The 18,195-nt window shown below is 43.3% G+C and carries 17 protein-coding genes, 1 riboswitch and 1 other annotated feature; of the genes, 12 read left to right on the top strand and 5 right to left on the bottom strand.

Annotated features, from left to right (window positions below):
• The first annotated feature begins 1 nt into the window (after window position 1).
• The 5 genes from ACWPOD_RS10670 to ACWPOD_RS10650 are packed head-to-tail and all read left to right on the top strand — an operon-like array spanning window position 2 to window position 3,675.
• On the top strand, window positions 2-820 hold the full coding sequence (locus tag ACWPOD_RS10670) for a DUF1365 domain-containing protein (protein WP_456231883.1): 819 nt from the start codon (window positions 2-4) through the stop codon (window positions 818-820).
• Entirely contained in the window at window positions 814-2,070 is a 1,257-nt protein-coding gene (locus ACWPOD_RS10665) for a class I SAM-dependent methyltransferase (protein ID WP_456231882.1), read from the top strand. The genes ACWPOD_RS10670 and ACWPOD_RS10665 overlap by 7 nt, the downstream gene beginning before the upstream one ends.
• A 6-nt stretch (window positions 2,071-2,076) precedes the next feature.
• On the top strand, window positions 2,077-2,589 hold the full coding sequence (locus tag ACWPOD_RS10660) for a DUF2878 domain-containing protein (RefSeq protein ID WP_343429347.1): 513 nt from the start codon (window positions 2,077-2,079) through the stop codon (window positions 2,587-2,589).
• Window positions 2,549-3,142, top strand: coding sequence for a chalcone isomerase family protein (locus ACWPOD_RS10655; RefSeq protein WP_395205247.1), 594 nt, complete (start codon window positions 2,549-2,551; stop codon window positions 3,140-3,142). Before ACWPOD_RS10660 ends, ACWPOD_RS10655 begins: the two co-directional genes overlap by 41 nt.
• A complete protein-coding gene (locus ACWPOD_RS10650; protein ID WP_373275597.1) occupies window positions 3,142-3,675 on the top strand; it encodes a DUF3833 domain-containing protein in 534 nt (177 codons plus the stop codon). Before ACWPOD_RS10655 ends, ACWPOD_RS10650 begins: the two co-directional genes overlap by 1 nt.
• A gap of 116 nt (window positions 3,676-3,791) precedes the next feature.
• Here ACWPOD_RS10650 and purB read toward each other — a convergent pair whose 3' ends face one another.
• The 3 genes from purB to mnmA form a co-directional block, all read right to left on the bottom strand.
• A complete protein-coding gene (gene purB / locus ACWPOD_RS10645; RefSeq protein WP_005390853.1) occupies window positions 3,792-5,162 on the bottom strand; it encodes an adenylosuccinate lyase in 1,371 nt (456 codons plus the stop codon).
• Window positions 5,163-5,309: 147 nt separating this feature from the next.
• Entirely contained in the window at window positions 5,310-5,927 is a 618-nt protein-coding gene (gene hflD, locus ACWPOD_RS10640; RefSeq protein ID WP_046874772.1) for a high frequency lysogenization protein HflD, read from the bottom strand.
• A gap of 10 nt (window positions 5,928-5,937) precedes the next feature.
• A complete protein-coding gene (gene mnmA / locus ACWPOD_RS10635) occupies window positions 5,938-7,062 on the bottom strand; it encodes a tRNA 2-thiouridine(34) synthase MnmA (protein WP_005390857.1) in 1,125 nt (374 codons plus the stop codon).
• A gap of 188 nt (window positions 7,063-7,250) precedes the next feature.
• Here mnmA and ACWPOD_RS10630 point away from each other — a divergent pair, with 188 nt between their 5' ends.
• Window positions 7,251-7,520 carry a hypothetical protein gene (locus tag ACWPOD_RS10630; protein ID WP_005390859.1) on the top strand — a complete coding sequence of 90 codons (270 nt, stop codon included), beginning with the start codon at window positions 7,251-7,253 and terminating at the stop codon, window positions 7,518-7,520.
• Window positions 7,521-7,637: 117 nt separating this feature from the next.
• Window positions 7,638-8,942, top strand: coding sequence for an inosine/guanosine kinase (locus tag ACWPOD_RS10625; protein ID WP_005390861.1), 1,305 nt, complete (start codon window positions 7,638-7,640; stop codon window positions 8,940-8,942).
• 127 nt (window positions 8,943-9,069) lie between these two features.
• Here the strand turns inward: ACWPOD_RS10625 and ACWPOD_RS10620 are convergent, their stop codons facing one another.
• The gene (locus ACWPOD_RS10620) at window positions 9,070-9,477 is read right to left on the bottom strand and encodes an H-NS family histone-like protein (RefSeq protein ID WP_005390863.1); all 408 of its coding nucleotides are present in this window, start codon (window positions 9,475-9,477) and stop codon (window positions 9,070-9,072) included.
• Between the two features lie 582 nt (window positions 9,478-10,059).
• Window positions 10,060-10,242: riboswitch (Lysine riboswitch) on the top strand.
• A gap of 109 nt (window positions 10,243-10,351) precedes the next feature.
• Here ACWPOD_RS10620 and tet(35) point away from each other — a divergent pair.
• A complete protein-coding gene (gene tet(35) / locus ACWPOD_RS10615) occupies window positions 10,352-11,953 on the top strand; it encodes a tetracycline efflux Na+/H+ antiporter family transporter Tet(35) (protein ID WP_152812416.1) in 1,602 nt (533 codons plus the stop codon).
• A gap of 326 nt (window positions 11,954-12,279) precedes the next feature.
• Here the strand turns inward: tet(35) and ACWPOD_RS10610 are convergent, their stop codons facing one another.
• On the bottom strand, window positions 12,280-13,233 hold the full coding sequence (locus tag ACWPOD_RS10610) for a sigma-54 interaction domain-containing protein (RefSeq protein WP_005390867.1): 954 nt from the start codon (window positions 13,231-13,233) through the stop codon (window positions 12,280-12,282).
• Between the two features lie 365 nt (window positions 13,234-13,598).
• Window positions 13,599-13,736: a sequence feature (His leader region), on the top strand.
• Between the two features lie 53 nt (window positions 13,737-13,789).
• Here ACWPOD_RS10610 and hisG point away from each other — a divergent pair.
• The 4 genes from hisG (at window position 13,790) to hisB (ending at window position 18,182) form a co-directional block, all read left to right on the top strand.
• Window positions 13,790-14,686: an ATP phosphoribosyltransferase gene (gene hisG, locus ACWPOD_RS10605; RefSeq protein ID WP_005390869.1), complete on the top strand. Its 897-nt coding sequence runs from the start codon at window positions 13,790-13,792 to the stop codon at window positions 14,684-14,686.
• A gap of 5 nt (window positions 14,687-14,691) precedes the next feature.
• A complete protein-coding gene (gene hisD / locus ACWPOD_RS10600) occupies window positions 14,692-15,984 on the top strand; it encodes a histidinol dehydrogenase (protein ID WP_005390871.1) in 1,293 nt (430 codons plus the stop codon).
• Window positions 15,985-16,002: 18 nt separating this feature from the next.
• Window positions 16,003-17,043: a histidinol-phosphate transaminase gene (gene hisC / locus ACWPOD_RS10595; RefSeq protein WP_456231881.1), complete on the top strand. Its 1,041-nt coding sequence runs from the start codon at window positions 16,003-16,005 to the stop codon at window positions 17,041-17,043.
• Window positions 17,044-17,108: 65 nt separating this feature from the next.
• Window positions 17,109-18,182, top strand: a complete 1,074-nt coding sequence (gene hisB / locus ACWPOD_RS10590; protein ID WP_456231880.1) for a bifunctional histidinol-phosphatase/imidazoleglycerol-phosphate dehydratase HisB — start codon at window positions 17,109-17,111, stop codon at window positions 18,180-18,182.
• Window positions 18,183-18,195 lie beyond the last annotated feature (13 nt).

Genomic DNA, 18,195 nt, shown 5'->3' with positions numbered 1-18,195 from the left:
TATGGATAGCCAAATGAACAGCCAGTTGTTTGTTGGCAACGTTCGACATCGCAGGTTCACGCCGATAAAACATGAATTAAACTACTCATTGTTTATGCCAGCTATTGACGTCGATGAGCTAAAAAAACTAGAGGAAAAAGTTTGGGGTTTTGGCTCTCGTTGGTGGCATTGGGCACGCTTTAAACGCAGTGACTATGTTGGTAAGGGCTGCTTAAAGGTGGCCGTACACGACAAAATTGAAGAGTTAACAGGTGTTCGTTGTACCGGCAAAGTCATAGCTGTTTGTCATTTACGCTATTTAGGACTTTATTTTAGTCCGGTGAATTTCTACTACGTTTATAACAAAGAAGGGGAATGGAAATACCTCTTATCTGAAGTCAGCAATACACCTTGGAACGAGCGTCATTACTACGCAGTCGCTGCTGAGCAAAACGATGAAAACTTTGGATGGGAACAAGAGAAAGCCTTTCATGTTTCTCCGTTTAATCCAATTGACCAACAGTATCACTGGAAGATTAAACCACTGACGGACAAGTTAAGGATTCATCTTGAATGCCACAAAAGCGAAAAGCACTTTGATGCGACGATGACAATGAAAGCTCAAGTGTTTTCGAGCAAAAGCTTATTGAAGTGTTTGATCGTTACGCCAATACAGACGGTAAAAGTAATGGTTGGTATTTATTGGCACGCATTAAAACTTTGGGTGAAAGGCGCGCCTTTTTATTCTCATCCTAAATATTCAACACACGACGAAATAGAAGCCGACACTAAAAAAACAGACAAAAAAAATAAAAAGCACAAGGAGAATTCTGCATGTTAAATACCAGTTCTATGACATTGCCGCGCAAATTGACGACAACACAAAAGGCGGCTCGCGGAGTTATTTTTCAATGTCTGCAAAAAATGGAAATCGGCTGCTTAACTGTTATTGAAAGCTTTAAGACGGAAACGACAGAAAGAAGCGAGCGCTTTAATGCGCCCAACGGTGAATACAGCGGTCAGCCTGTTGTGGCGACGATTGAGGTAAAGCATCCTGGCTTTTACTCGCGAATCTTGCAAGGTGGCAGCATTGCAGCGGGTGAGGCTTATATGGATGGTTGGTGGGACAGCCCAGATCTAACCTCGTTAATGAAACTTATGGCTCTTAATATGCGCGCGCTAGATAAACTTGAAGAGAAAGGAAGTTGGCTGACTAAAATACTGTACAAGTTCAGTCATTGGACCAACCGCAATTCTCAAGAGAACTCTCGTAAAAACATTCATGCGCATTACGACTTGGGCAACAATTTGTACGAGTCATTTTTAGACGACAACATGCTGTACTCATCGGCCTTATATGCGCAACACAACGACACTTTGGAACAAGCGCAAATCAACAAAATGGATCGTTTGTGCCAGCAACTTGAGCTTCAACCGTCCGATCGAGTGATTGAGATCGGTACAGGGTGGGGTGCTATGGCCATTTACATGGCAGAGCAATATGGTTGTCATGTAACGACAACGACGATTTCTGAAGAGCAGCATGCTTACGCTGAACAAAAAATTAGAGAGCGAAATTTGGGTGACAAGATCACTCTATTAAAACAAGACTATCGAGACCTTTCGGGTCACTACGATAAGTTAGTCTCGATAGAAATGATCGAAGCGGTTGGAAAACAATTTTTGCCTTCCTACATCAAGCAATGCCAATCATTACTCAAGCCGGGTGGTTTAATGGCAATTCAAGCCATCACTATCGCTGACCAGCGTTATGATTACTACAGTAACAACGTTGACTTTATCCAGAAATATATCTTTCCAGGTGGTTTTTTACCTTCGGTTACATCTTTAACTCAAGCTGCGACCAAATACAGTGACTTGGTGGTGAGAGACTTATTTGATATTGGCTTGGACTATGCGAGAACCTTGAGCGAGTGGCACTCTAGATTTAATCAAGCTGAAGATCACGTACGCTCTCTCGGTTATGACGACCGCTTTGTCCGCATGTGGCGCTACTACCTGAGTTATTGTGAAGGTGGCTTTTTAGCTCGAAGTATCAGTGCCGTTCACATGACATTCCAGCGACCTTAAACCGTTATGAAGTTGCTGATTGCCTCTACATGGTTCCAGCTCTGTTGGTTCTCTGCAGTGCTTGGGACCTATCAATGGCAGTGGCTAACACTGATCTTAACATTTCTTACTCTTGTCTATTGTTGGATGATGGACGTTTCTGCCTTGAAGCACATCGCGAGTATCGTTTTGGCGGGTGTAGTGCTCGATACGCTCAATCAACAGTTTTCTGTTTTTGTGTTTCCAACACAATGGTTACCCAGTTGGTTATTGTGCCTTTGGGTTTTGTTCTCTTGGTATGCCTATCAGCTCAAGCCTGTTTTGTACCGTTTCCCAAAAATCTACGTATCAATTGTAGGTGGCGTTGGAGGAACCGTCAGTTACTATGCCGGTTACAAGCTCCAAGTCGTTGAATATGGATTTAATACCAGCGTCACGTTGGTCATTCTATTTGCTGAATGGTTTGCCATGACACTTTTGATACTCAAGGTATACGGATATGAAAAGCTTGAAGAGAGATTTAACCCAGAGGCTGATTAAGGTAGTTGCTTCTCTAGTAGTTATGGGCTCCTTTGCTCTACAAGCTCAGCCAGTTGGAAACAGTGAAAACGCAGATAAGATGTCGAGTTGGAAGGGGTGGAAAACCGTCGGTGAGGCACAACTCACATGGTTCATCTTCGATATATATCAGTCTCGACTAAGAGCACCTGATGGAAAGTTTATTGTAAATGGCGATGTATCACCGCACCCTCTGGCATTGGAAATTAACTATCAAAGAGACATCAGCAAGCAGCAGTTGCTTGATGTAACTGATGAGCAATGGGCAAAACTTGGTTTTACTGAACCATATCGAAAACGTTGGATCAGTGAGCTAAACCGTATGTTCCCTGATATAAAAAAAGGGGATGAGCTTACTTACTTAACCGATGGTAAAACTGGTCAGCTTCTTTACCGACAAGCTGGCATTGCACAAATCAAGACAGTCGGCTTCGTTCAAGATGAGCGAATGAACGATGCGTTTTTGTCTATATGGTTGTCACCTAATACAGAGTTCCCAAAACTTCGAAAACAATTAATAGGGCAGGTTAGATAGTGCTTAAACGAATTTTAAAATCAGTCGCCTTGGCTGCTGCGGCCTTACTTTCAGCATGCTCAGCAGATATCGATAATTATCAATCTTCTACACCGACTTTTGATTTATTCGGCTATTTTGAAGGCGAAACAAAGGCGTGGGGGATGGTCCAAGATTACACTGAACAACAAACTCGTCGTTTTGAAGTCGACATCGTGGGTACTGTGGAAGGTAACACGTTGACGCTGGTGGAAGACTTTGTGTTTGATGATGGAGAGGTTGACCAGCGAATTTGGGTTATTACCAAATTAGAAGATGGACGCTATGAAGGTAAAGCAGAGGATATTATTGGTGTAGCAACAGGGGCTGAGCAAGGCAATGCGTTGCAGTGGCGGTATGACTTTGAGTTGCAAATGGATGACTCAACAGTAACGGTCGCTTTTGATGATTGGCTTTATCGTCAGGACGAGAAGCATGTTTTCAACCTCACCAAAATTAAAAAGTTTGGTATAGAGGTCGGGACAATAACCTTATTCTTCCAAAAACAGCCATAATAGTTGAGGGATTTATCCTCTTGCATTACTACCAAATAACCGAAATTATTTCTTCCTAACTAAAAAGGTTGACGCTTTCACGTCAACCTTTTCAATTGCAGATAATCAAGGTGTGATTACAGCTTATCTGTCAGCTCAACCGCTTGACCAATGTAGTTCGCTGGCGTCATCTCTTTCAGACGTGCTTTCTCGTGCTCAGGGAGCTCAAGACCGTCGATGAAGTTGCGCATTGCTTCGCCGTCTACACGCTTACCACGAGTTAGCTCTTTTAGCTTCTCGTATGGCTTCTCGATGCCGTAACGACGCATTACTGTTTGTACTGGCTCAGCGAGTACTTCCCAGTTTTTATCCAGTTCAGCAAGAAGTGCTTCACGGTTTACTTCTAGCTTGCTGATACCTTTTAGCGTAGAAGTGTAAGCGATGATTGCGTAGCCAACACCAACACCAAGGTTACGTAGAACCGTTGAGTCAGTTAGGTCACGTTGCCAACGAGAGATAGGCAGTTTTTGTGCTAGGTGGCCGAATACTGCGTTCGCAAGACCTAGGTTACCTTCAGAGTTTTCAAAGTCGATTGGGTTAACTTTGTGCGGCATTGTTGAAGAACCGATCTCACCAGCAATGGTTTTTTGCTTGAAGTGGCCTAATGCAATGTAACCCCAAACGTCACGATCGAAGTCAATCAGGATAGTGTTGAAACGAGCGATAGCGTCGAACAGCTCAGCGATGTAATCATGCGGCTCGATTTGTGTTGTGTAAGGGTTCCAAGTTACGCCTAGAGACTCTGTAATGAATTCTTCAGAGAACTTGTGCCAATCTAGCTCTGGGTAAGCAGAAAGGTGTGCGTTGTAGTTACCTACTGCACCGTTGATTTTCGCTAGGATCTCAACGTTTTCGATTTGCTTGAATTGACGCTCCATACGGTACGCCACGTTTGCCATTTCTTTACCCATTGTAGATGGAGAAGCTGGCTGGCCGTGTGTACGAGATAGAAGAGGAATGTCGCGGTATTCAACTGCGAGTGCTTTGATAGCGTCAATTAGGTTACGGATTTCTGGAAGAATCACTTGCTCACGTGCTTCTTTTAGCATTAACGCATGAGAGGTGTTATTGATGTCTTCAGAAGTACATGCAAAGTGGAAGAACTCATTAACAGCGTGCAGTTCAGGAACGTCTGCTACTTTCTCTTTTAAGAAGTACTCAACCGCTTTAACGTCGTGGTTAGTTGTACGCTCGATTTCTTTAATACGGCGTGCATCTTCTTCAGAGAAGTTAGCAGCAAGGTCGTCTAGGAATTGGTTAGCTTCTGCGCTGAATGCTGGCACTTCTGCAATTTCAGCAGTAGCAGCTAGCTTCTGTAGCCAACGAATTTCTACGATAGTACGGTATTTTAGTAGACCGTACTCGCTGAAAATTTCGCGTAACGCAATCGTCTTACTTCCGTAACGGCCGTCTACTGGTGAAACAGCAGTCAATGCTGACAGTTCCATGATGTTCTCCTGAATTGGGTTTCTAAATTTCGTGAGCGTTATACCAATAACTGTGGCAATTGTCACGAATATTGCGCAAACGTTTGCGCGGGATTTGTTTTATTCGAAAAAAAGTAGCTCGCGATAAACGCGAGCTAGCAGAGTATTCTACATTCTGGCTAACAGGATTTGAGCCTGTTCGACCATTTTCTTTCGGCCAAAAATTAGATGACGACGTTTACCGCCTACTTGGCGCCACAGAACAGCACTACGAATGCCAGATAGCAGTAAAGCACGGACTTTGTGTTGGCTGGCCGTTTGTTGCAGTACAGAAGGCGTGCCTGTTACTTGAATGCGTGGTCCTATAGGGCTAACAACATCCAAGTAGATGCTTGCTAAATTGCTGATCATTTGATCATCTAGCAGTTCAAAATGCTCTGACTGGCGCTTGGCCATCTGGATACGGTCACCAAGCTGGGACATGGCATCGTTGCGAGCGCTTAACTTACGTTCTAGCGCCATTAAGCTAATGATGTAACGAGTGATCTCACTGCCTGATGGGGTGCTATCAATCCCTTTAACCAGACACTCCAGACCGAGCTTTAGATCGGCTTCGCGACCGAATACGCCAACGGTGTTAGCAGGGTTTGTGTTCAAAATAGCGTTGATTGATGTTTCAAAAGCATCTTGATCACAATGCCCGTTTCTCGCAACTTGTTGAACCAAAGCGACAGCTTGGCAAATACCAGCGAAAGCGATAGTACGGTCATAAAGTGTATTCGCCACGTAACGACTCCTAAGCTTGAGAATATTTAATGCGTTGCTCGATGATGCCGCCACCTAGACATACGTCATCTTTATAAAACACTGCTGATTGACCAGGCGTCACTGCAATTTGTGGTTCATCAAAGATCACTTTAATGTTTTCATCATCGATCGGGATGATTGTACAAGGAATATCTTCCTGACGGTAACGAGTTTTCACTGTGCACTTCATAACATCGCGAATTGGCTCACGATCTACCCAGTGAAGTTGTGACGCAAGTAGACCTTCTGATTTTAGCATCGGGTGGTCTTTACCTTGGACTGCGATTAGCACGTTACGCTCTAGGTCTTTTTCACCGACAAACCACGGCTCTTCGTTACCACCGCCGCCTTTACGGCCACCGATGTGTAGACCTTTACGCTGACCTAGTGTGTGGTACATCAAACCTTGGTGTTGACCGATCACTTCGCCTTCTGGCGTTTCGATATTACCAGGCTGAGCAGGAAGGTAACGACCTAGAAAGTCGGTAAATTTACGCTCACCGATGAAACAAATACCTGTCGAGTCTTTCTTCTTCGCTGTTACTAAACCTTGCTCTTCCGCAATACGGCGTACTTCAGGTTTCTCTAAATCACCAACAGGGAAGAGGCTACGGCCAATTTGTTCGTGGCTTAGTGTATATAGAAAGTAGCTCTGGTCTTTGTTGCCATCTAGGCCACGCAACATCGCTGGTTTCTCACCGTTATCTGGGAAAGAGCGACGTACGTAGTGACCCATTGCAATGTAGTCAGCATCAAGCACTTCATCAGCGAATTCTAGGAATGCTTTGAACTTGATTTCTTTGTTACAAAGAATGTCAGGGTTCGGTGTACGACCCGCTTTGTATTCAGCAAGGAAGTATTCAAATACGTTATCCCAGTATTCGGCAGCAAAGTTGATGGTGTGTAGATGAATGCCTAGCTTGTCACATACTGCCTGAGCATCAGCAAGATCTTCTGCTGCTGTACAATATTCTTCGTTGTCATCTTCTTCCCAGTTCTTCATGAACAGGCCTTCTACTTGGTAGCCTTGTTGCTTGAGAAGATACGCAGAAACAGATGAATCAACGCCGCCGGACATACCGACGATGACTTTCTTTTGGCTGTTATCAGACATTACTAAACACCACTTAAATAAACGGGATGCAGATTCTATCAGAATCCACAGACCGGTGACAGATCCGAGATCGAAATCACAATTCGTTTCGCTGCATTTTTCTTCAACAGAAATTCGAACGGGCAATTTCGCAAGTATAGAAGAGGTATATATGGCATAGTTGGCAAAAATCCAAGAGGAAAGTCCAAATGACCGAAGAAAACCAGTTTATGCAAGAAGCCGAGTTGATTGAAATTGTTGAAAACCAACTTGAGGACGGCAATCCATTAAAAGTTAAAGAGACGCTAATGCGCTTAATGATGACAGGGACACCTAGAGAAGAAGCGGTTGCAATGATGGCATGTGCCATGTCGATTGAAATTTTCGATGTGATGAAAAATGAAGGTGAGTTCAACCTAAAGCGTTACTGCGAGCACCTTGAGCAACTGCCAGATCTAAGTTTTATGGAAGGTGAATAAGGAGTCTAGAATAAAAAAGTGGCTAGCAAACGTTTGCTATAATTGCTTTTATTGCCGCTTTATTATTAGCGGTATAGAATCCGTTCTCCTTTTCATCCCCTTACTCAGACTGACAATATGAAATTTCCTGGACAACGCAAATCGAAGCACTATTTTCCTGTTCATGCTCGTGACCCGCTGGTGAGCCAAGCACAAGAAAGCAAGAAGATGACGCGCACTCACATCATTGGTATTGACCAAACTTTGGTTGATATTGAAGCTAAAGTTACAACGGATGTGATTGAAAAGTACGGTCTGAGTAAAGGTCACTCTTTGGTTATTGATGACGAAAGAGCAGAAGAGTTGTACCAGCAACTTAAAGAAGAGAACTTAATTACCAATGAGTATGCGGGTGGCACAATTGGTAACACGCTACACAACTACTCTGTGCTAGCAGATGATCGCTCTACGCTGCTTGGAGTGATGAGTCAGGATATCAAAATTGGTAGTTATGGCTACCGTTACCTTTGTAATACATCAAGCCGCATGGACTTGAACTATCTACAAGGTGTTGATGGCGCTATCGGTCGTTGTTTCGCTCTTATTACAGAAGATGGTGAACGTACTTTTGCGATCAGTGAAGGGCAAATGAACCAACTGCATCCTGATAGCATTCCAGAAAAAATCTTTAAAAATGCATCGGCGCTTGTACTAACGTCATATTTAGTACGTTGTAAAGAAGGCGACCCAATGCCTGAAGCAACAATGAAAGCGATTGAGTACGCGAAAAAGAATGATGTACCTGTTGTTCTGACTCTTGGGACGAAGTTCGTTATTCAAGATGACCCGAAATATTGGCAAGAATTCATTCGAGATAACGTTTCAGTCGTTGCGATGAATGAAGATGAAGCAGAAGCTCTGACGGGTGAGTCAGACCCACTTGCTGCATCTGATAAAACACTGGAGTGGGCAGATCTAGTATTGTGCACCGCGGGGCCTGTAGGCCTATTTATGGCGGGTTATACGGAAGACAGCGCGAAGCGCGAAACTTCTTTACCATTACTTCCGGGGTCAATCGCTGAATTTAATCGCTATGAATTTAGTCGTCCGGCGAAAAAAGATACATGTGAAACACCAATAAAAGTGTACTCACATATCTCGCCATATATGGGTGGTCCAGAAAAAATCAAGAATACCAATGGTGCAGGTGATGCTGCGTTATCTGCTGTTCTTCATGATATGGCGGCAAACAAATACCATAAAGAAAATGTGCCTAATTCAAGCAAGCACAGTAACGAATATTTAACTTACTCTTCTTTTTCTCAAGTATGTAAATACGCAAACCGTGCGAGCTACGAAGTTCTCGTGCAACATTCTCCACGTTTGTCACGTGGGCTTCCTGAGCGAGAAGATAGCCTAGAAGAAGCATACTGGGAACGTTAATACACAGTAGTTTAATTAACCATTCTATAACTAAAGTAAAAGGCGCATTAAAAAATGCGCCTTTTTTATTTGTAATGAACCAAATAAAAAAGGCTCCCATTGGGAGCCTTTTAAAAATAGCGCGGATTTAGATCAGGAAATCATCCAGAGATTTACCTGCATCAAGTTGCTCTTGAATTGCAGAAGGTGTACGACCTTGGCCTGTCCAAGTCTTCTCATTACCGTTTGAGTCTGTGTATTTGTATTTAGCTGGACGAGGTGCACGCTTCGCTTTGCCTTTCGTCTTAGTTTCGCCAGATAGCGCAGTAATAAGCGCTTCTACGTCAATACCGTCTTGAGCAATTTTCTCTGCGATCTCTGCTAGCTTAGCTTCTTGCTCAGCTTGTGCTGCACGTTCTGCTTCTTCTGCTTCACGACGCTCTTCTACGACAGTAGTTAGTTTATCTAGAGCTTCTTCCAATTGTTCTAGAGTCAGCTCACGAGAAAATGCACGAAGGCTACGGATATTTAGAAGGGTTTTAGTCAGCTCTGACATAACGATTCCTATTAAAAGGTTAATGTGTTGGGCACTTTTTATCGTTACGATTAAATAATGCCAATCTATAAATAAACAAAGAGTCCTTATATTTAACTTTATCTTTTCCTTATGTGCAAATACTAAATCAAGATTTTGTTTAAATTTAGCTATTTTTTTAAAGCAATAAATATTATTACACTCGAAATAAATCTTATTAGATGAGAATTGAAATCAACACTTGTTATTGTATAGAGATAGAGCCAGCTTGGTTTTTATAAAAAAAGTTGAGTTATTACTTAAAAATATGAAGCGTCCATCTTTGATGGAGTGTCATATATCCTTAATTTATTGATACAAGATAAACCATGATATTTTTAAGGTAGTAATAATGTTTCATAAATAACAAAATTGATGTGATTTCAGTTGCACAAAACTAACTTGAAGTAGACAAGGTTTATAAATTATCTCAGTCATTATTTATTTGTTTAATTTAGTTTGATGTGTTGCATTGACTCTCATCATAAGTACAATGGCTTCTACCTGATGCAATATTGCAGACAATTTGTTGTTAATTTGTACAGTTAGTGGTTAATTGTTTGTTGTTGCCGTAGAGGCGCGGTCTCGAAGAGTAGCTATTATTGGGGTGATGCCAATGAATAATAGTGGAAGGCGAAGATTGCCGAAGTAAGTAACTCATCAAAGTTACTTGCTGGGGTTGTATCTGAAAGGAACAACACTGCCATAGTATATATTCACATTAAACTATGGAGCGCTACTGTAGGGTTGGGTGGAGTGTTCGCTTCCCTGTCGCTAAGTTCAACATGAGCACGTATCGTATGCTACGTGACTTGTCTGCAGTAGATCTCTAGCCAAACTTTGGTTTTTGAAGATCATGAATTTAATAGATTTTTCTAGTTCTCCTGTTTCATTATTGCCACCTATTGTCGCTTTGACTTTGGCGATTCTGACTCGACGTGTATTAGTTTCCTTAGGTGTAGGTATCGTGCTGGGTGCGGTTCTACTTAATAGCTGGTCTATCGGTGATACCGTTAGTTACGTGAGTTCTCAAGTTTCTTCTGTCTTTATTGAAGATGGCGGAATTAACACTTGGAACATGAGCATTGTTGGTTTCCTAATCTTATTAGGTATGACAACTGCGTTATTAACGCTATCTGGTGGTACTCGTGCATTTGCCGAATGGGCACAATCTCGAGTAAAGAGTAAACGCGGCTCCAAACTTCTTGCTGCCTTTTTAGGCGTATTCATTTTTGTCGACGATTACTTTAACAGTCTTGCTGTTGGTGCCATTTCTCGTCCAGTAACCGATCGTTTTTATGTGTCTCGCGCGAAGCTTGCGTACATTCTAGACTCAACTGCTGCACCAATGTGTGTGATCATGCCTGCTTCTAGCTGGGGTGCTTACATTATTACGATTATCGGCGGTATCTTAGTCTCACATGGGATCACTGAGTATTCGGCTCTTGGCGCGTACGTTCGTCTTATTCCAATGAACTTTTACGCAGTTTTTGCACTGCTTATGGTGTTTGCTGTGGCGTGGTTTGGCCTCGATATCGGTAAGATGCGTGAGCATGAAATCTCTGCATCTCAAGGCCGCGGCTTTGATAAAGACAAAGAAAACGACTCGCAAGAAGCGCATGATCTAAACGAAGAGCTAGATATCCGTGAAAGCGAAAAGGGTAAAGTGTCAGACCTGGTACTTCCTATCGTGACGCTGATTATTGCGACTATCGCTTCTATGCTTTACACGGGTGGCCAAGCATTGGCTGCTGACGGCAAAGAGTTTGCGCTTCTAGGTGCGTTTGAAAATACAGATGTAGGCACATCACTAATCTACGGTAGCTTGCTTGGCTTAGCTGTCGCATTATTTACTGTTGTGAAGCAAGGTCTTCCAATAGGTGAAATTGCACGCACACTATGGATTGGTGCTAAGTCTATGTTTGGCGCGATTCTAATCCTAGTATTTGCCTGGACTATCGGTTCGGTTATCGGTGATATGAAGACGGGTTCTTACCTTTCTACAATGGCTCAGGGCAATATCAATCCACATTGGCTACCGGTTATCCTATTCTTGTTGTCTGGTCTAATGGCATTTTCAACAGGTACTTCTTGGGGTACGTTCGGCATTATGCTTCCAATCGCGGGTGATATGGCTGGTGCAACCGATCTTGCGCTAATGCTCCCAATGCTAAGTGCAGTTTTAGCCGGTGCCGTTTTTGGTGACCATTGTTCACCTATCTCCGATACCACTATTCTGTCGTCGACTGGTGCACGTTGTAATCATATTGATCACGTATCGACCCAGTTGCCTTATGCATTGTCCGTGGCGCTAGTTTCCTGTGTTGGCTTCATTACTTTGGGGATGACTGCGTCAATTGCATTCTCATTCATCGCTGCATCAATCACATTTATTATTGTATGTGGAGCACTTTCTTGGTTGTCGAAGTCTAAAATGGCATCGTGCCAAAATGTCTAGTACAGCTCAGTATTTTTAATAAAGAGGAAGCTCCGCTAAATTTAGCGGAGCTTTTTTTTAACGCGATTTAGGTGAGGGGGGCAATCGCGTTTTTGGGGATAATCGTTTCGTGTTAAAAGCGAGCTATTTGTGTTCTGAGCACTCCTTTCTGTGCTGTGATAGAAAATCTATCAACCGACTTCTTCTTAGCTCTAAGCAAAGACTATGCCTAGTTTAAGTTGTTGATTTTAAAGGCGGTAATATCAAGAGGTTTATGATGAGGGGCTAAGTAAATGATATATGATGAGTTGTCTGTTACACAGTGTCACGTTACACCTGTACAGCAACTAAACATTTAAGTTGTATTTCTTTATTAGACGATAAAGCGTTGTTCTTGAAATACCAAGATGACGTGCAGCCGCACTCATATTGTGCTTATTTTCTTCGATAGCTTGCAGTAGGTAGTCGAGATCAATTTGGTCCACTGAAGGGAGTAATTGCCTTTCATTATTATCAAGGCCCAAGTCAGCGACGAGAAGCGTGTGATCTTCACACATGACAATCGCTCGTTGAATTACATTTCGCAGTTCTCGTACGTTACCTGGCCAACGATGCTTGAGGAGCTTGGCTTTCACTTTATCCGACATTTTTTGTACCTGACCATGAGACAAATCTGTTAAGAAGTGTTCTGATAACATAAGGATATCTTTCCCACGCTTTCTCAGTGGAGGAATAGTTAATGGCAAGATATTAAGCCGATAGAATAAATCTTCACGGAATCCACCTTGTACAACCTCATTTTTCAAATCCACGTGGCTCGCAGCAATGACTCTACAGTCCACGTCAATGAATTTATCAGCGCCGACTTTATGGATTTGCTTACTCTCTAAAAAGTGCAGAAGGTGGATTTGTAGATCCGGCGGCATATCACCAATCTCATCTAGGAATAGGGTACCTTTATGCGCTTTTTGAATAAAACCGATACGATCTGAAATCGCTCCTGTAAATGCTCCTTTTTCGTGACCGAAAAGTTCGGACGCAATAAGACCACTTGGAATTGCGCCGCAGTTAACTTCAACAAAAGGTGCCGAGTGTCTGTTCGACAACTGATGAATAAGACGAGCACAGAGACCTTTGCCCACCCCTGTTTCACCCTGAATGAGTACTTCAGCATCACATTGAGCGTACTTTTGGATTGCCGTGCGAAGTTCTTGGATACATGCACTATTGCCGATTAATGGGTATAGTGTTGTATCGCTGAAATCCACAGCTTGTTTGTTACTACCGTTACGCAGTTTCATGGTTAATCACTATTTTTTGCCCCACTCAAATAATAGTTTTGAATGAGTCGTCTCAAACGTGAGTGGATGTCTCTTTATTGAGAATGATGTCAATTACTAAGGGCGGTGAGATCTAAATAGTTGTTTTGATGAAAATTCATACTATTCTTCTTTTTCTTTAAGAATAGGGTTGAATAGAAACCTAATTTCTACCCATATACTCAACTGAAATTAAATTTAAATCCTTTAAAATCAAGTGATTATAAAAAATAGTTAGAAAATGCTAAATTCAGTATTGAAAAATATAGAATCCTTGGTTAGTGTGGTTACTAACGAAGCAACTCAATAGAGCCTTAAATAAGTATGCGTAATTTTGTAATGAACATTCATCACCATCATCACCCAATCTAGTCTTTCGGGCGATGCACGCATACCCGGGAGGCAGGAAACTCCCGGAGGTGAAATCAAAGTAAAAGCAGATTTTAAACCCTCGGGAGACTCCAATCTCTCGAGGGTTTTTTAGTTTTATTAATTCAAAAATTACTTAGATATCAAAATCTTGCACAGGGAAAAAGCAATGCAAACACAACGCTTAAGAATCGCAATTCAGAAAAAAGGTCGCCTTAGCAAAGAGAGCCAAGCTCTGCTAAAACAGTGCGGCGTAAAATTTAATGTAATGGGTGAGCGTTTAGTGGTTCACTCGGAGAACATGCCAATTGATTTGCTTTTGGTTCGTGACGATGACATCCCTGGCTTGATCATGGATGGCGTGGTTGACCTTGGTTTCATCGGAGAAAACGAACTAGAAGAAGTTCGTCTTGATCGCAAAGCTTTGGGTGAGCCATGTGAGTTTGTTCAACTTCGTCGACTGGATTTTGGCGGTTGTCGCTTGTCTATCGCTATCGACAAGGATGAAGAGTACAACGGTCCACAAGACTTAGCTGGTAAGCGTATTGCCACAACTTACCCTCAACTCCTAAAAGCTTACATGGATGAAGCAGGCGTTCCATTCTCCACATGTATGCTAACTGGCTCTGTAGAAGTTGCACCTCGCGCAGGTCTAGCTGACGCTATTGCTGATTTGGTATCGACTGGCGCAACGTTAGAAGCGAATGGCTTAAAAGAAGCGGAAGTGATCTTTAAATCTAAAGCGACGCTGATTCAACGTATCGGTGAGTTTGATGCAGACAAAACAGCACTGATTGAAAAACTACTGACTCGCATGCAAGGCGTACAACAAGCGAAAGAGTCTAAGTACATCATGCTTCACGCGCCAGCTGAAAAGCTCGATCAAATCAAAGCACTACTTCCTGGTGCTGAGGATCCTACGGTTCTTCCTCTTTCTGCAGATAAGCAGAAAATGGCTGTTCACTTAGTGAGTTCTGAAAACCTGTTCTGGGAAACCATGGAACAGCTAAAAGAGTTAGGTGCTAGCTCAATCCTAGTGCTACCAATTGAAAAAATGATGGAGTAAACATCATGAGAACAGTCGTTTGGCAATCTTTAAGTGAAGAGCAGCAAGATTCGATCTTAGAACGTCCTGCTATTGCAGAAGGTGCAAATATCACTGCAGCAGTGTCTGAGGTTATCGCTAAAGTTAGAAATGAAGGCGACTCTGCTCTCAACGAGCTGACAGAAAAGTTTGATCGCGTTAAACCTGAGTCCATTCGTGTTTCTTCTCAGGAAATTAAAGCCGCTTCAGAGCGCTTGTCTGAATCAATGAAAAACGCATTAGAGCAAGCTTATGCCAATATTTCTAAATTCCACAAAGCGCAAAAGCCACAGCCAATTAAAGTCGAAACTCAACCGGGTGTGCTTTGTGAACAGGTAACACGTCCAATTCAAAAAGTGGGTTTGTACATTCCTGGTGGTAGCGCGCCATTGCCATCGACGGTTTTGATGCTGGGCGTGCCTGCGAAAATTGCTGGCTGTCGTAAAGTTGTGCTTTGCTCTCCGCCTCCAATCGCTGACGAGATCCTTTACGTAGCAAAATTGTGTGGCATTGATGAAGTGTACAACGTCGGTGGTGGTCAAGCTGTTGCTGCAATGGCATATGGTACAGAGACCGTATCAAAAGTTGATAAGATTTTTGGCCCGGGTAACGCTTACGTGACGGAAGCAAAGCGTCAGGTGAGCAATGATTTCCGTGGCGCAGCGATTGATATGCCAGCGGGTCCTTCGGAAGTTCTTGTGATTGCGGATGAAACAGCGGACCCAGATTTTATTGCGGCGGACCTTCTAAGTCAGGCAGAGCATGGACCTGACTCTCAAGTTGTACTTGTGACTCCATCAGCCATTATTGCAGATCAGGTGACAGATGCCGTTCGTCGTCAATTGAAAGAGTTGTCTCGTTCAGAGATTGCAGAAAAAGCGCTCGCATCGAGTTTAATCATTATTGCTGAATCGATCACCCAAGCGATCTCTATTTCTAATTATTATGGTCCTGAGCACTTAATTGTTCAGACTAAGAACCCACGCGAGCTTCTGCCTCTATTAGACAACGCAGGTTCGATCTTCCTTGGGGATTGGTCGCCTGAATCTGCAGGTGATTACGCATCGGGCACTAACCACGTTCTTCCTACTTACGGTTACACACGGACATATTCAAGCTTAGGTTTGGCTGATTTTTCTAAACGAATGACGGTTCAAGAGCTTTCAGCTGACGGCCTTAAAAATCTTGCGCCAACGGTTGTCACCATGGCTGAAGCAGAAGGTCTGGACGCCCACAAACGTGCTGTTACTATCCGTGTAGAAAAATTAGCAAGTAAGTAAGAATAAGAGAGTAAAGAGATGGAAAAGCTAGCGCGTAAACAAGTCCAACAACTAACACCTTATCTTTCGGCTCGCCGAATTGGTGGAACAGGTGACGTATGGCTGAACGCCAACGAATCGCCATTCAACAATGAATACAAAACAGACTTTGTTCGTCTTAATCGTTACAGCGAATGCCAGCCGAAAGAACTGATTTCTGCTTACGCCGCGTATGCTGGAGTGAAGCCAGAACAAACGATGACTTCTCGCGGCGCAGACGAAGGTATTGAGTTATTGATTCGTGCTTTTTGTGAACCGGGTGAAGACACGATTTTATACTGCCCACCGACTTACGGTATGTACGCCATCAGTGCAGAAACCATCGGTGTAGAGCGCAAAACGGTGCCGCTAACGTCAGATTGGCAACTAGACCTCGCAGGTATCGAAGCGAATCTAGATAACGTGAAACTGGTTTTCGTATGCTCGCCAAACAACCCAACGGGTAACTTAGTTAAGCGTGACGATATTGTCTCTCTGCTTGAGATGACAAAAGACCGCGCAATCGTGGTCATGGACGAAGCGTACATCGATTTTTGTCCAGAAGCGTCAACAGTAGATTTATTGGCAGAATATCCAAATCTAGCGATTCTGCGTACTCTGTCGAAAGCTTTCGCGCTTGCTGGTCTTCGTTGTGGATTTACGCTAGCAAACGAAGAACTGATTAACGTCCTTCTTAAAGTGATCGCACCATATCCAGTACCGGTTCCAGTTGCTGAAATTGCTACTCAAGCGCTCTCTGAAGCAGGCCTAGCGCGAGCGAAGTTCCAAGTTCTCGACTTGAACGCAAACCGAGCTTACTTACAAGTTGGTTTGTCGATGATTCCGGGTCTGGAGGTTTTTGAAGGGTGGGGTAACTACTTATTGGTGAAATTCCCAGATGGCGATGCTCTTTTCAAAGCCGCTTGGGATACGGGCATTATCCTGCGTAACTCGCCAATTGAGAACTGCGTGCGTATCAGTGTTGGTAACCGCGACGAGTGTGAAAAGACACTGGGTTTCATTAGAAACTACTATTCATAAATAGAATTCTCAACGTTCTCGGTTTATGCCGAGAACGAAACAAGATTAGTAATAAGGAAGTTCGAGTGAGCAAGCAACAAAAAATCCTATTTATCGACCGAGATGGCACGCTGATTGTTGAGCCACCGATTGATTTCCAAGTTGACCGCTTGGATAAGTTAAAACTAGAGCCATTTGTTATCCCAAGCCTGTTGTCGTTGCAGGATGCTGGATACCGTCTAGTGATGGTCACTAACCAAGATGGTTTGGGTACTGACAGCTACCCACAAGCTGATTTTGATGCACCGCACAACATGATGATGGAGATCTTCGAGTCTCAAGGTGTGAAGTTCGATGACGTGTTGATTTGTCCTCACTTTGAAGAAGATAACTGCTCTTGCCGTAAGCCTAAGCTAGGCATGGTGAAAGAGTACCTTCAAGGTGGCAAAGTTGATTTCCAAAACTCTGTTGTGATTGGCGATCGTCAAACCGATCTTCAACTTGCAGAAAACATGGCAATTCGTGGTATTCAATACAACCCAGAAACCATGGGTTGGAAACAGATCCTGAAAGATCTGACGGTGAAAGCTCGTGTTGCTGAAGTTATTCGTACCACGAAAGAAACGGACATCAAAGTTGCGGTTAATCTTGATGAGCAAGGCGGTAACGATATCTCAACGGGTCTTGGTTTCTTCGACCACATGTTGGATCAAATTGCGACGCACGGTGGATTCCAGATGGTGTGCAAAGTAGAAGGTGATCTACACATTGATGATCACCACACGGTCGAAGATACCGCTCTTGCGTTGGGTCAAGCATTGAAAGAAGCACTGGGTAACAAACGTGGTATTGGTCGCTTTGGCTTTAGCCTGCCAATGGATGAGTGCTTGGCACAATGTGCACTAGATCTATCTGGTCGTCCTTACCTTAAGTTCGACGCGCAGTTTAGTCGTGAGCAAGTGGGGGACCTTTCAACAGAGATGGTGGTTCACTTCTTCCGTTCTTTAACTGACACCCTAGCGTGTACACTGCACCTTTCTTCTGCGGGCAACAATGATCACCACATCATTGAGAGCCTATTTAAAGCGTTTGGTCGTACTCTGCGCCAAGCAATCAAAGTAGAAGGCACTGAGCTACCAAGTAGTAAAGGCGTACTTTAAGGCTAACGTTAGC

The sequence above is a fragment of the Vibrio sp. JZG120 genome (genome assembly GCF_053890955.1).
This window is presented reverse-complemented; position numbering and strand designations above follow the sequence as displayed.

Bases quoted from the DNA above. Each gene is read 5' to 3' on its own strand.
- ACWPOD_RS10670 (WP_456231883.1), top strand. From the start codon at position 2: ATGGATAGCCAAATGAACAGCCAGTTGTTTGTTGGCAACGTTCGACAT.
- ACWPOD_RS10665 (WP_456231882.1), top strand. From the start codon at position 814: ATGTTAAATACCAGTTCTATGACATTGCCGCGCAAATTGACGACAACA.
- ACWPOD_RS10660 (WP_343429347.1), top strand. From the start codon at position 2,077: ATGAAGTTGCTGATTGCCTCTACATGGTTCCAGCTCTGTTGGTTCTCT.
- ACWPOD_RS10655 (WP_395205247.1), top strand. From the start codon at position 2,549: ATGAAAAGCTTGAAGAGAGATTTAACCCAGAGGCTGATTAAGGTAGTT.
- purB (WP_005390853.1), bottom strand. From the start codon at position 5,162: ATGGAACTGTCAGCATTGACTGCTGTTTCACCAGTAGACGGCCGTTAC.
- mnmA (WP_005390857.1), bottom strand. From the start codon at position 7,062: ATGTCTGATAACAGCCAAAAGAAAGTCATCGTCGGTATGTCCGGCGGC.
- ACWPOD_RS10630 (WP_005390859.1), top strand. From the start codon at position 7,251: ATGACCGAAGAAAACCAGTTTATGCAAGAAGCCGAGTTGATTGAAATT.
- ACWPOD_RS10625 (WP_005390861.1), top strand. From the start codon at position 7,638: ATGAAATTTCCTGGACAACGCAAATCGAAGCACTATTTTCCTGTTCAT.
- ACWPOD_RS10620 (WP_005390863.1), bottom strand. From the start codon at position 9,477: ATGTCAGAGCTGACTAAAACCCTTCTAAATATCCGTAGCCTTCGTGCA.
- ACWPOD_RS10610 (WP_005390867.1), bottom strand. From the start codon at position 13,233: ATGAAACTGCGTAACGGTAGTAACAAACAAGCTGTGGATTTCAGCGAT.
- hisG (WP_005390869.1), top strand. From the start codon at position 13,790: ATGCAAACACAACGCTTAAGAATCGCAATTCAGAAAAAAGGTCGCCTT.
- hisD (WP_005390871.1), top strand. From the start codon at position 14,692: ATGAGAACAGTCGTTTGGCAATCTTTAAGTGAAGAGCAGCAAGATTCG.
- hisC (WP_456231881.1), top strand. From the start codon at position 16,003: ATGGAAAAGCTAGCGCGTAAACAAGTCCAACAACTAACACCTTATCTT.